Below are 12,733 nucleotides of genomic sequence, written 5' to 3'. Positions count from 1 at the left end.
CCCGTGGGGCATTGCGGCGTCGGGTTACGGTCCGCCTGTGCCCGTCGGTGCGGCGGGACCGGTGAGCAGTGCGGCGAGGCGTCGGGAGAGCCCCGGCGCCAGCGGCTCGGGCAGGGCGTCGACCGGGAACCAGCGGACGTCGTCGCTCTCGTGGCTCACGAGCGTCCGCGTCGCGAGGTCCACGGTCGCGACGAAGCCGACGTCCCAGTGCGCCGTGCAGGAGAAGCCGCCGTGCAGGTCGTGGCGGTCGAGGTCGGCCACGGCACCGTCGTCGAGCTCGAGTCGGGCGACGCCGGACTCTTCGCGGGCCTCGCGCCGTGCCGCACCCGCCAGGTCCTGGTCCTGCGGCTCGAGGTGCCCGCCGAACTGCACCCAGAACCGACCCTTGCGGTGCAGGCAGAGCAGGACGAGGGAGCGGTCGGGGGAGAACACGAAGCACGACGCGGTCAGGTGTTCGGGGCCGAGATCCCGGTCGAGCGCCGCGTCCCCGGCGGCGCTGACGAACGCCGAGAACCGCTCCCGGAAGGGTGACGGCGCGGTGTCGAGCGCGGCGAGGGCATGGGCGGGTCGCATCCGAGGATCGTGGCACGGCGGACGGGTGCCGGTCCGCGACGCGACGCGTGTCGATCGACGCGTGCAACGCACGGATCGTGCGCCTGCATCGAGTGCGTGTGCATCGTTCGACATCGCTCCTGTCGATCGACGCGTGGGATGTCGCGGAGACGGGCAGAAGCGCGCCCACCCCGCCTCAGAACAGCGCGCGCACCCCGGCGGCGACGGTGTCCCACGTGGCGAGCAGCGGCTCCCGGGCGAGCCACACGACGAACCCGTTGACGACCACGAACAGCACGAACCACAGCACGGCCGGCACCCGCATCTCGGCCGCGGCGATGTGGAAGTCGGTCTGCACCCGTGCGCCGGTGAGCAGCCAGCGCGCGACGCGCACGAGGGACCGGAGCCCGTCGACGACGAACGCCGCACCCACCGCGGCGACGACCAGCACGGTGGCCTCGGACGGGCGGACGGCCACCCAGAGCGCGAGCGCGTCGAAGCCGACCACGACGAGCAGCCCGAACCAGTTCCGCACGAACGCGAGGGCCACGAGCCCGACCACGGCGAGCACCGCCACGGGCAGCCACTGCGACCCGTGCAGCACCCCGGTGACGAGCAGCACGCCGGCCCAGAGCGGCGCGCTGTACCCGGCGAACAGGTTGAGCACGCGCACGAGCCAGCGGATCGCCCCGGGCACGCGCCCGAGCCGGACCCAGGCCTCGCCGGAACCGTCGGGGTGCAGGTCGATGCGCTCGATGCGTCCGCCGAAGGGCACGACGACGACGCAGTGGCCGACCTCGTGCACGATCGTGGCCGCGATCCGGGCGACGCGGCCCACCAGGGGCACGAACGGCAGGACGGCGCCCACCAGGACGGCGACGGGGACGAGGGTCGGGGCTGCTGCGGTCAAGCCGTCAGGATGACAGCACCGACCATGAAGTGCCTGACCGCCTCGGCCGCAGGTGCCGGCATCGGCCCGTCAGCGGACGGCGTCCACCACGACGAGCACCACCACGACGACCGTCGCGACGATGGCGAGCCCGGTGAGGACGGCGAGGAACACCGTCACCCGGTTGCGCTGCGTGTGCCTGGCTATTCGACCGTCACCGACCCCATCGGCGCCCGGGGCTTGTCGACCGCGCAGCCGAGCTGCACGGCGAGCTCGCGGGCGAGCATCTGCAGGGGCACGACCGCCTCGATCGGTCCCCAGGGCGCGACGGACCGCCCCCACGCCAGGTCGGTGGCGTCCGACCTGCCGGCGATCACCGGCAGGTCGGAGCCGGCACCACCGATCGTCACGACGAACCCGCCGCGGGCACGCACCTCGGCGACGGCGGACGTGATCCGCGGGTCCCCGTGGTCGACGACCAGGACCGGGGTGCCCTCGTCCACGAGCGCGAGCGGCCCGTGCCCGAGCTCGCCGACCGCGCACGACCGTGCCCAACGGAAGGCGAGCTCCTCCACCTTCAGCGCGCCCTCGGCCGCGTAGGGCAACCCCGGCCCGCGACCGACGAACAGGGATCCGGGAGCGTCGCGCACCGTCGCTGCGAGCAGCGGCACCCGCTCGGCCGCGACCACGGCGGCCGCCGCCATCCGCTCGGGCAGCTCCGAGAGCTCGTCGACCAGGGCGGCGGCGCGGGTCGGTTCGAGCCGGCCCGAGGCGACCAGGGCGGACACGACCGCGGTCACGCCGACGACCACCTGCGCGGTGAAGCTCTTCGTCGCGGCGAGCCCGCCCTCGGGGCCGGCGTGGCAGTCGAGCACGGCGTCGGCCCGACGGGCGAGCGACGAGTGCACGTCGTTCGTCAGCGCCAGGACCGGGAAGCGGTCGTCGAGCCGGTCGAGGGCTCGCAGGACGTCCGCGGTCTCCCCGGACTGGCTGATGGCGACGACGAGGGTCCCGGGACCGAGGACGACCTGGTCGAGCTCGCTGGCGGCGACGACGTCGGTGGGTACCCCGCCGAGGGTGCGCGCGGTGCCCGCGACGACCTGCCCGGCGTGGAGCGACGTGCCGCAGGCGACGACGGCGAGCCGCTCGAACGCCGGGAGCCCGAGTCCGGTCCAGGTGCTGCCGTCCGCGGTGCGGTGCCGGACACGCTCGAGGACGTCGGCGACGATGCGTGGCTGCTCGGCGATCTCCTTGGCCGTGTGGTCCGGGTGGTCACCCAGGTCGACGTCGAGCGCGCTCGCGGCGAACGGCGTCGCGGTGGGGAAGGGCACGGGCACGGCGATGCCCTCCGACGACCAGCTCCACGCCTCGCCCAGCTCCACGACGTCGCCGTCCCGCAGGGGCACGAAGGTCTCGCACCACGCCGCGATCGTGCCGACGTCGCTCGCGACGAAGTCGCCGCGGGCGGAGCGCGCCACGACGAGCGGCGACCGGTTCGCGGCGGCCACCATGCGGCCGTCCCTGGCGTCCAGCACGACGATCGCCCACGACCCGCGGAGCTGCGCGGTCGCGATCTGCACCGCGAGCACCAGGTCCGGGTCCACCCGGAGGGCGCGCTCGACGAGGTGCCCGATCACCTCGGAGTCCACCTCGGAGCGGAACACGTGCCCCTGCCGTCCGAGCGTGGTCCGCAGGGCCGCGGCGTTCTCGATCGTCCCGTTGTGCACGACGCTGATGCGCCCCGAGCAGTCGGCGTGCGGGTGCGCGTTCTCCTCGCGCACCGTCCCGCAGGTCGCCCAGCGGGTGTGCCCGATCCCGACGCCCGTCGCGGCGTCCGCGGGTGCCCCCGCCGCCGCCCGAGCGGCCAGGTCCGCGCGCAGGTCCGCGACGCGCGACACCGACCGGACCGTGGCGATCGCGCCCGCGGCGGTCCGCAGCGCGACCCCAGCGGAGTCGTACCCGCGGTACTCGAGCCGCTCGAGGCCGTCGAGCAGGAAAGGGGTCACGTCGTCGCTCACGCGGGCCGCGATGATGCCGCACATACGGTGTCCGTTCGGGTGGGGGACCGGCCGTCAGCCGGGGGTGCGGCACCGACCGCCGCCGGGTCTGCCGCGGGTCCGGGGCCGTCGACCGGTCGTGCCCGCCCGCGGATCAGGCGGGGGCGGACGCAGTCGGTCGGCAGATCGGGTACCGGACGGTCGGGGGTCGCGGACGGGCCCTCCCCTGGGAGGGCACGGCGGTCGGTGCACCACGAGCCTCGTCCCGTGGCACCGCCGCGACAACACCGCGGACCGCCTCTTGCGGTTCACCGCGCGAGCGGTGCGACCCGGCAGCCCGCCGGTGCGGACTCACGCAAGCCGGCCCGGTGGCCGGTCGTGGGGACGACGGACGGGAGGCCCGGTACCAGTCGGTACCGGGCCTCCCGTTGCGTGGGGTGGTCGCCGAGCGACGCGGGACGCGCGATCAGGTGAGCAGCGCCACCAGGTGCGAGCGCGAGCGTGCGCCCACCTTGCGGTAGATCTGCGTGAGCCGCAGCTCCACCGTGCGCTGCGACATGAACAGCGACGAGGCGATCTCGCGGTTGCGGTACCCCTCGGTCACCTTCTGCACGACGGCGCGCTCCTCGGCGGTCAGCTGGGTGAGCACCACCGACGCATCCGGCGCGCTCCGCGGGGAGCCCGGGACCGGAGCGGACAGCACCGGGCCGGACCGCAGCGACGTCGGCACGCCGAAGGACGGCATGGCGGCGGTCGGCGCGGGGGTCGCGAGCGGACGCCGGAGGCCGGCGGCCTCGTACGCGGCAGCCGCTGCGGCACCGAGACGCGGCCGCTCGGTGTCCGTGCCCACCGCCGCCAGCGCGGCGAACGTGCGAGCGCGCTCGTACTGCGAGTCGTGCGGCTGGAACAGCTCCAGCGCGCGACGGCGGGCCGTCTCACGGGTCGCGTCGTCGGCGACGAGCGCCAGGCTCCGCGCGAGCACGAGCGCACCCCAGCGGGACGGCCGGGCGTGGTGGTCCGCCGCGAGGCGGGCGGTCGCGTTCCGTGCGTCGTCGAGCCGACCGAGGCGCACGTAGCCCTCGACCAGGTCGCCGAGGTGCCGGAGCACGGTCGGGTTGCGGAGCGACCGACCCACGGCGTCCGCCGCCTCGAGCGCGGTCACCGCCTCGTCCACGCGGCCGTCGAGCAGCAGGACACGGCCGCGCAGCGCGTGCAGGCGGGCCGTGGTGCCCCAGAGCAGCACCGTCGACCGGAGCGCCAGGCAGCGGTCCACCACCTCGAGTGCCTCGTGCGTGCGGCCCTCGGCGAAGTGCCGCCACGCGACCGCCACGGCGCGGGACGGCTCACGCAGCCGCTGGGCCGAGAGGGCGCTCCCGGCCTCCCAGGCGTCGATCGCGCGCAGGGCCTGCCGGAAGTTGCCGGAGCGGAGCTCGTTCTCGGCGGACAGGTAGCGGGCACCCTCGACCCAGACGGCCTCGGTGTCCTGCCCGCGGGCGACGACGAGCGCGAAGACGCGACGCGAGCTCCGGTACCGCTCGGCGATGCTCAGCGCGTGTGCGAGGAGCAGGAGCGCCGGGTCGGACATCGCCATCAGCCGCTCCGTCGCGAGCCCGTCGTAGAGCTCGGTGTCGGCGGGCAGCGACCCGTCGAGCGCGGCGACCAGGCACTGCACGGCGCCCGCGATCTCCGCGGTGCGCGGGGTGATCACCGGGCCGAGCTGCTCGACGCGGGCGAGCAGGTCACGGGCCTGCTCCAGGTCCCAGGTCTCTGCGCGGAAGCTCGCGACCATCGCCAGGAGCCCGGCGGTGGCGGGGGCTTCGGGTGCCTCCGCAGCCACGGGCACGAGGAGCTCGTCGGCGTGCACGGTCTCGCCGCGCAGGTACTGCACCGAGTACAGGACCCGCAGGCGCCGGACCTCGTCCGACGCGCGCCGGAAGGGACGCATCGCGGTGAGGTACCGCGCGGCGAGCCCCAGCAGGCGCTGGGCGAACAGGGCCTCCGTGACGGCCAGCAGTGCCGCGCGCTCGTCCTCGCCACCGGAGCCGATGTGCAGGGCGCGCTCGGCCAGGGCCACCGCGGCGTGCGGCGCCCCGTCGGCGACGTAGTCCGCAGCGGCGTCGAGGAGGGCGACCACGTCGGGGACGTCGTCGACGAAGCTCCGGTGCCACGCAGCGGCACGGGGGTCCGTCTCGGCGCTCGCCGCGGCGAGTTCCCGGTGCAGGGCGCGGCGCGTCCGCGCCGACATCCGCCAGTACAGGGCCGAGCGGAGCAGGGGGTCGCGGACCGCGACGGTCTGCCCGCGCACGGTGACGAGTCCGGCGTCGGCGAGGTCGTCGACGGCGTCGCGGTCCCAGCCGGCGATCCGCGCCACGGGGACGAGGGCGAGGCGCGCGAGGACGTCCAGACCACGCCCCGCTTCGGTGTCCGTGCCGGCGTCGTCGGCGCCCTCGACGGTGTCGAGCGACAGGGCCGCGAGGGCCTCCGTCGTGGCGGTCGGGCGCAACGGCAGCACGAGCGGCTCGGTGCCGGCCAGCTGGGCGTGCGAGAGCGCGTCGAACTGCTCGCGGAGCGCGCCGGGGTTGCCGCCCGTCGCGTCGGCGAGGATCGCGAGCACACCGTCGTTCGCGCCCTCCGGCGCCATCGAGCGGGCGAGCGCCAGGGACTCGTCGACCGTGAGCGGCTCGAGCCGCAGCACCGGGAGCGCCGCGAGCGGCCCGTCCGACGGGACGGTCCGGACCGTCGCGACCAGGCGCAGTGCCGTGCCCGCGAGACGACCCGCGAGGAACGCGATGAGCTCCTGGCTCTCGACGTCCATCCGGTCGAGGTCGTCGATCAGGACGACCGTCGGCGGCAGGGTCAGGGTCTGCACGGCCTCGAGGAAGTCGTGCGCCGCGGCCAGACCGCTCGTCGCGCCGCCGGCCTGCAGCAGGTGCGCGATGTGGGCGGTGGCCCGCGGGTCGTCGAGGGCGGTGAACAGGGAGGTCACGCCGGCCAGCGGCCAACGGGACTCGCTCCCGTTGACCCCGACCCGCACGACGGGGAGGGGGACGCGGTCCGCGACCGCGCCGAGGACGCTGCTGCGTCCGGAACCAGGGTCGCCGACGACGACCATCGCGGACTCACGAGGGAGTGCTGCGAGGGTCGCGATCCGGTCGACCTCGAGACGGCGACCGGTGAGTGCCATGACTCACCGGCCTCCGGGTCCGGGGGCGAGGACTGCGGAGGACGTCCGGTCGGCAGCGCGGCGGGAGACCGCGGCGACGGACGGGATCCGGACGGCGTCACGGGCAGGGGCCGTGGCGACGGACGGACGCGAGGCGGCGACGGAGCGCACGCCAGGGCTGTCGGTGAGATAGCGCGGACGACGAGTGAGGGTGCACTCGGTTCCGCCTGGGAACGATGAAGTCATCGTCTGGACCACCCCTCGGGTCAGGGTTTTTCGGACGAGTTATGGACGACTGGCCCGACACGGGCCGGGTCTAGGGAACCCGGTGCGCCAGATCAGCCGTGAGCACGATAACCCGGCCATCGGACGCGTCGGGGGGGCCGTCAGCAGAGTGTCCGACTCGCCTGGCCCCAGTCCGGGGGGTCACCGCCCCCGTCCGGGGGTCCGGTGTCGGGATGTCGGTCGCGTCCAGGGGACAAGCGGGGTACACGTACCCCTGGTGCCGGGACGGTCCCGCGCGGGGCTACGAGCGCCGGATGACGTCGACCACGGCGTCGTGCACGAGGCCGTTCGTGGCGAGGGCACTGCCGTGCCACGGGCCCGGGTCGCCGTCGAGCGAGGTGAAGCGACCGCCGGCCTCCTCGACGATCGGGACGAGGGCCGCGATGTCCCACGGCTTCAGGTCGGGTTCGCCGGCGACGTCGAGGACGCCCTCGGCGACGAGCATGTACGACCACATGTCGCCGTACGCGCGGGTGCGCCAGACCTTCCGCGACAGCGCGACGAGGGTGTCGAGCCGGTCGTCCTCGTCCCACTGCTGGATGCTGTTGTAGCTCAGGCTGGCGTCGGACAGCGCCGCGACACCGGAGACCCGCAGGGGACCGTCCGTGGAGTGTGCGCCGAGCCCCTCGGCGGCCCACCAGCGCTTGCCGAGCGCCGGGGCGCTGACCACGCCGAGCACCGGGCGGCCGTCGACGGCCAGGGCGATGAGCGTCGCCCAGACCGGCACACCACGCAGGTAGTTCGCGGTGCCGTCGATCGGGTCCACGACCCACTGGCGGTGTCCCTCGCTCAGGGCGTCCGCGCCGGTGTCCGCCGTCGTCTCCTCGCCGAGGAACGCGTCGTCCGGACGCTCGGTCGCCAGGCGCTCGCGCAGCGCCCGTTCGACCGCCTGGTCGGCGTCGGTGACGTGCGTGCTGTCGGCCTTCGTCGTGACGTGCAGGTCGGCGGCGCGGAACCGCTCGAGGCTGATCGCGTCGGCGGTGTCGGCGAGGGAGCGGGCGAAGTCCAGGTCGGCGCTGAGGTCCACGGAGGTCAGGGTAGCGCCCTACGCCGCGACCACCTGCTCCTCCTCGTAGCGCGAGACCGCGCGCTCTCGGGCGATGCGTGTGCGGCGCGCGGCGAGCCCGTGCACGAGGACACCGAGCAGTACCGCGACGACGAGCCACAGCACGAGCACGACCACCGACCGGGCGAGGGACGCGCCGGGGAAGTAGACGAGGTCCTGCGCGGCGGTGAGCCACGCGGCGCCGCTCCAGAACGTGTTGAGCGCCGCGAAGAAGCCGGGCTGGAACGACGGCTGGAAGATGCCGCCGGAGCTCGTGAAGTTGAGCATGACGAAGAGCATCGTGAGGATCGGCGTGGTCCACCGGCCGAGCAGCGGGTGCAGACCGACGCCGAGGGCCACGATGACGGCGTCGTACAGCCACGCGAACAGGAAGACCTGCCACCGGTGGTCCGGGATGACGCCGTAGAGCGGTCCGGCGACCAGGATCCCGATCCCGGCGACGACCCCGGCCGTGACGGCGCCGACGACGACCGTCCAGAGCGCGCGGAGCTTCGCGGCCGCAGCGGCGACGGCGATCGCCGAGGCGTACCCGCCGACGCTCAGGCCGACGAGCAGGAAGAAGAGCCCCTGGCCGGTGGGGTCCTCGTCACCGGTGGGGACGACGTCGTGCACGGTGAAGGGCAGGTGCTGCTCGAACGCGATCGGCAGGAAGACCTTCTGCGCCGCCGTGGCGGTGGTCTCGCTGGCGGCCGTGGAGACGTAGAGCACCGCGCCGTCGGTCCCGGGGGCGTACACGGCGGCGAGGTCGCGGTCGCGCACCTGCTGCTCGGCCTCGTCCGCCGACCCGACCACGTGCGCCACGAGCTTGCCGTCCGAGCCGTCGGTGACCGTCTGGGCGAACACCTGGGCGCTCGGACCCTGCCCGACGATCCCGACGGGCAGTTCGTGCGGGGTCGGGGCGTGGAAGGCGCCGAGGTAGGCCAGGCTCATCCCGACCGCGAGGAACAGCGGGACGAGGATGTGCGACCCGAACGAGCGCAGCGTCCGCCCGAGGTGCTCGGGGCGCAGGACCGTCGCCACGAGGGCCGCCGGACGGGTGCTCCGCTGGGGGTGCGGCGCTGCGTGGTCACCGTGGTGGACCGGTTCCGGGCGGGCTGTGTTGTTTTCTGCAACTTCGGGCACGAGGAGCAACGGTACACCCGTGTCGGGTCGGACTCAGTCCGCGCCGGGGTCGTCCGCGCCCATTCCGGTGAGCAGCGCACGGAAGGAGTCGAGGCGCTCGACGCCCGTCGGCCCGAGCTCCCCGTCGTGCACCCGGTCGACGATCTCCCAGTCGTGCGCCTGGGACAGTGGGATGCCGTCCGCGGGCTCGCGCACCGCGACGGCGTGCGCGGCGAAGGCCCGGAAGACGTTCTCGGGCTGCACGTGGCCGAGCCCGAAGGACCGCACGCCCGGGGTGTCGATGATCCAGCCGCCGTCGCGGACGCGCAGTGCGATCGACGACGACGAGGTGTGCCGCCCACGACCCGTCACCGCGTTCACGACGCCGGTGGCGCGGGTGGACCCGGTGATCGCGTTCACGAGCGTCGACTTCCCGACGCCCGAGTGTCCGACCGTCACGGTGACCTGGTCGTCGAGCACCTCGTGCAGCGCGTCGAAGGGCACGTCGTCCGACCGGCTCGTGACGATCCGCAGGTCCAGGCACGCGAAGTGCGCGAGGAACGGTGCCGGGTCGGCGAGGTCGGTCTTCGTGATGCAGAGCACCGGGTCGAGTCCGGCGTCGAACGCCGCGACGAGGTACCGGTCGATGAGCCGCGGGCGTGGTTCCGGGTCGGCGGCGGCGACGACGATCAGCATCTGGTCGGCGTTCGCGACGATCACGCGCTCGACCTCGTCGCTGTCGTCGGCGCTCCGGCGCAGCAGGGTCGAGCGCTCGGCGACCTTGACGATCCGGGCGAGCGAGCCGGGGTCGCCCGAGACGTCCCCGGCGAGGGACACGTGGTCGCCGGTCACGACCGACTTCTTGCCGAGCTCGCGGGCCTTGGTGGCGGTGATGACCCGCTCGTCGTCCTGTCCGGCGGACACCAGCACGCCGAAGCGCCCGCGGTCGACGTTCGTCACCCAGCCGACGGGAGCGTCGTCGTAGCTCGGACGGGTCTTCGTGCGGGGCCGGTTCCCCTTCGGGTTCGGCCGGATCCGCACCCTCGACTCGTACTGCCCGTACGGCTCGTCCTCGTCGCCCTCGTCCCCGTCGACGTCGTCCCACCAGCTCACGGCGTCACGCTCCCGTCCGACGGACGCGCGTCCGTGGGGGTGCCGGGGTCCGAGCCGGTCGCCACGAGGTCCGCCCAGAGCTCGGGGAACTGCGGCAGCGTCTTCGCGGTGCAGCCGATGTCGTCGACGGCGACGCCGTCGACGACGAGGCCCACGAGGGCCCCCGCGGTCGCCATCCGGTGGTCGTCGTACGCGGCCCAGCCACCGCCGTGGAGCGGTGCCGGCGTGATCCGCAGGCCGTCGTCGAGTTCCTGCACCGAGCCTCCCGACCGGTTCACGTCCGCTGCCAGCGCAGCCAGACGGTCCGTCTCGTGGCCCCGCAGGTGGCCGATCCCGGTGATCTCGCTCGGACCGTCGGCCAGGGCCGACAGCGCGACGAGCGCCGGCGCGAGCTCGCCACCGCGCGTCAGGTCGAGCGTGACACCCGGCAGGGAGGCCCCACCCGCCACCCCGACGCCGCCGTCGAACACCAGGTCGTCGCCGTCCCGCGTGACGGTCGCGCCCCACAGGGGCAGGAGCGTCTCGAGGTCGGCACCCACCTGCGTCGTGTCGGTCGGCCAGGTGCGGATCCGCACGCTCCCGCCCGCGACGAGCGCGGCCGCCGCGAAGGGTGCGGCGTTCGACAGGTCGGGCTCGATCACGACGTCGCGCGCGGCGACCGGGCCCGGGTGCACGACCCACTCGCCGATCGACGGCTGGTCCACCCGGACCCCGCGTGCGCGGAGCGCAGCGACGGTCATGTCGATGTGCGGCAGGCTCGGCAGGCGGTCGCCGACGTGGGTGAGGTGCAGGCCCTCGTCGAAGCGCGGGGCGGAGAGCAGCAGCCCGGAGACGAACTGCGACGAGGCCGACGCGTCGATCTCGAGCCGACCGCCGCGGACCGCGCCGGTGCCGGTGAACGAGAATGGCATGGCGCCGTCGCCGTCGTCCGTCACGTCCACGCCGAGGTCGGCGAGGGCGCGGATGATCGCACCCATCGGGCGCTTCCGGGCGTAGGGGTCGCCGTCGACGGTCACCCGGCCGGTGGCGAGCGCCGCGAGCGGCGGCAGGAAGCGCATCACGGTGCCGGCCAGGCCGCAGTCGACGGCGACGTCGCCGTGCATCGGTGCGGGCGTGATGCGCAGGTCCGGGCCGTAGGGGTTCGGTGCCGCGCCGTCCGCTGGGTCGACCTCGTCGATCCCGACCCCGAGCTGGCGGAGCGCCGCGACCATCAGCGCGGAGTCGCGGGAGTGCAGGGGGAGCCGGATGGTCGAGGGGCCGTCCGCCAGCGCCGCGAGCACGAGCTCCCGGTTCGTCAACGACTTGGAACCGGGCAGGGCGACGTCGCCGCGCAGGGGCCCGCGGGCGAGGGGGGCGATCCAGGGACCGGGCTGCTGGGAATGCGTCGACTCTGCCATCGGTTCACCAGGGTACTGAACGCACCGGGAGGACCATTGGCGACAGTCACACTCGAACGCAACCGGACGGCGCTGCCGGCCGTGCGGACGACGATCGGCCTCGGCCTAGACTCGTCCGTGATGACGACCGACGAACCGCAGGCAGCACCGCACGACCTGGTCGAGGAGACCGAGGCGCAGCTCGACGCGGTGTCCGGCGAAGCGGACGCCCTCGAGGCCGAGCCCGCCGACGAGAAGACCGTCTCCGAGGCCGAGCTGCGGTCGCTGTTCGAGGACCAGGCGTTGCCGTTCATGGACCAGCTGTACGGCGCCGCGATGCGGATGACGCGGAACCCGGCCGACGCGTCGGACCTCGTGCAGGAGACCTTCGTCAAGGCGTACGCGGCCTTCCGGCAGTTCCGGCAGGGCACGAACCTCAAGGCGTGGCTCTACCGCATCCTGACCAACACGTTCATCAACACGTACCGCAAGAACCAGCGGAACCCGTACCAGGGCACGATCGACGAGCTCGAGGACTGGCAGCTCGGCGGCGCCGAGAGCGTCACCCAGTCCGTGTCCGCGCGCTCCGCCGAGGCCGACGCGATCGACCACCTGCCGTCCTCCGCCGTGAAGGACGCGCTCCAGTCGATCCCCGAGGACTTCCGGATGGCCGTGTACTTTGCCGACGTCGAGGGCTTCTCCTACCAGGAGATCGCCGACATCATGAAGACCCCCGTGGGGACGGTCATGAGCCGTCTCCACCGTGGTCGCCGGCTCCTCCGGGGGCTCCTGGCGGACCACGCACGCGAGACCGGCATCGTCCCGGACGCAGCGTCGACGGCGACGATGCGCGGGCGGGGCCGGGGGACGACTGCGGCCGCTGGTCGCACGGACGGGAAGGACGCACGATGAGCGGCTGCGACTGCTCGAAGGCGAAGGCCGAGCTCGAGGAGTTCCTGCACGACGAGCTCTGCCGCGAGGACGCCGCGGACATCCGCGAGCACATGGAGTCCTGCGAGGACTGCACGAGCGAGCACCGGGTGGGCGTCGTCCTCATGGAGACGGTGAAGCGCGCCTGTGCCGAGACCGCGCCGGAGCAGCTCCGGACGGAGATCCTCGCACGCATCCGCGTGGAGCAGTCGACGCACTGACGCCCGGGTCGGCGGCGCGTCGTCACACGACGCCCGTCCT

General features: G+C 74.1%; 10 protein-coding genes. 2 read left to right on the top strand and 8 right to left on the bottom strand.

The features are described from left to right. Positions 1-24: 24 nt before the first annotated feature. The 8 genes from C1N91_RS09675 to aroA form a co-directional block, all read right to left on the bottom strand. The gene (locus C1N91_RS09675; RefSeq protein WP_137767551.1) at positions 25-573 is read right to left on the bottom strand and encodes an NUDIX hydrolase; all 549 of its coding nucleotides are present in this window, start codon (positions 571-573) and stop codon (positions 25-27) included. Positions 574-748: 175 nt separating this feature from the next. Next, positions 749-1,462 (bottom strand): M50 family metallopeptidase, encoded by a 714-nt coding sequence (locus tag C1N91_RS09670; RefSeq protein ID WP_137767550.1) that lies wholly within the window; start codon positions 1,460-1,462, stop codon positions 749-751. Positions 1,463-1,644: 182 nt separating this feature from the next. After that, positions 1,645-3,483, bottom strand: coding sequence for a glutamine--fructose-6-phosphate transaminase (isomerizing) (gene glmS, locus C1N91_RS09665; protein ID WP_137767549.1), 1,839 nt, complete (start codon positions 3,481-3,483; stop codon positions 1,645-1,647). A 421-nt stretch (positions 3,484-3,904) separates the two neighbouring features. After that, positions 3,905-6,622, bottom strand: coding sequence for an ATP-binding protein (locus tag C1N91_RS09660; protein WP_137767548.1), 2,718 nt, complete (start codon positions 6,620-6,622; stop codon positions 3,905-3,907). A gap of 505 nt (positions 6,623-7,127) precedes the next feature. Further along, entirely contained in the window at positions 7,128-7,913 is a 786-nt protein-coding gene (locus C1N91_RS09655) for an inositol monophosphatase family protein (protein ID WP_175415983.1), read from the bottom strand. An 18-nt stretch (positions 7,914-7,931) separates the two neighbouring features. Beyond that, positions 7,932-9,074, bottom strand: a complete 1,143-nt coding sequence (locus C1N91_RS09650; protein WP_137767547.1) for a hypothetical protein — start codon at positions 9,072-9,074, stop codon at positions 7,932-7,934. Between the two features lie 33 nt (positions 9,075-9,107). Next, a complete protein-coding gene (gene rsgA, locus C1N91_RS09645) occupies positions 9,108-10,166 on the bottom strand; it encodes a ribosome small subunit-dependent GTPase A (protein WP_137767546.1) in 1,059 nt (352 codons plus the stop codon). Next, positions 10,163-11,563, bottom strand: coding sequence for a 3-phosphoshikimate 1-carboxyvinyltransferase (aroA, locus tag C1N91_RS09640; protein ID WP_137767545.1), 1,401 nt, complete (start codon positions 11,561-11,563; stop codon positions 10,163-10,165). Before aroA ends, rsgA begins: the two co-directional genes overlap by 4 nt. 120 nt (positions 11,564-11,683) lie before the next feature. Between aroA and C1N91_RS09635 the strand changes: the two genes are divergently transcribed. Both C1N91_RS09635 and C1N91_RS09630 read left to right on the top strand, forming a co-directional pair. Further along, positions 11,684-12,454: a sigma-70 family RNA polymerase sigma factor gene (locus C1N91_RS09635; RefSeq protein ID WP_137767544.1), complete on the top strand. Its 771-nt coding sequence runs from the start codon at positions 11,684-11,686 to the stop codon at positions 12,452-12,454. Further along, complete coding sequence (locus C1N91_RS09630) at positions 12,451-12,693, top strand: zf-HC2 domain-containing protein (RefSeq protein WP_058729987.1); 243 nt, start codon at positions 12,451-12,453, stop codon at positions 12,691-12,693. Before C1N91_RS09635 ends, C1N91_RS09630 begins: the two co-directional genes overlap by 4 nt. Positions 12,694-12,733 lie beyond the last annotated feature (40 nt).

Source organism: Curtobacterium sp. SGAir0471, assembly GCF_005490985.1.
GTDB lineage: Bacteria > Actinomycetota > Actinomycetes > Actinomycetales > Microbacteriaceae > Curtobacterium.
The sequence above is the reverse complement of the archived record's forward strand: the minus strand, read 5'-3'. Positions and strand labels throughout refer to the sequence as shown.

Excerpts from the sequence above, each read along its gene's own strand:
- C1N91_RS09675 (WP_137767551.1), bottom strand. The coding sequence starts at position 573 with ATGCGACCCGCCCATGCCCTCGCCGCGCTCGACACCGCGCCGTCACCC.
- glmS (WP_137767549.1), bottom strand. The coding sequence starts at position 3,483 with ATGTGCGGCATCATCGCGGCCCGCGTGAGCGACGACGTGACCCCTTTC.
- C1N91_RS09660 (WP_137767548.1), bottom strand. The coding sequence starts at position 6,622 with ATGGCACTCACCGGTCGCCGTCTCGAGGTCGACCGGATCGCGACCCTC.
- aroA (WP_137767545.1), bottom strand. The coding sequence starts at position 11,563 with ATGGCAGAGTCGACGCATTCCCAGCAGCCCGGTCCCTGGATCGCCCCC.
- C1N91_RS09635 (WP_137767544.1), top strand. The coding sequence starts at position 11,684 with ATGACGACCGACGAACCGCAGGCAGCACCGCACGACCTGGTCGAGGAG.
- C1N91_RS09630 (WP_058729987.1), top strand. The coding sequence starts at position 12,451 with ATGAGCGGCTGCGACTGCTCGAAGGCGAAGGCCGAGCTCGAGGAGTTC.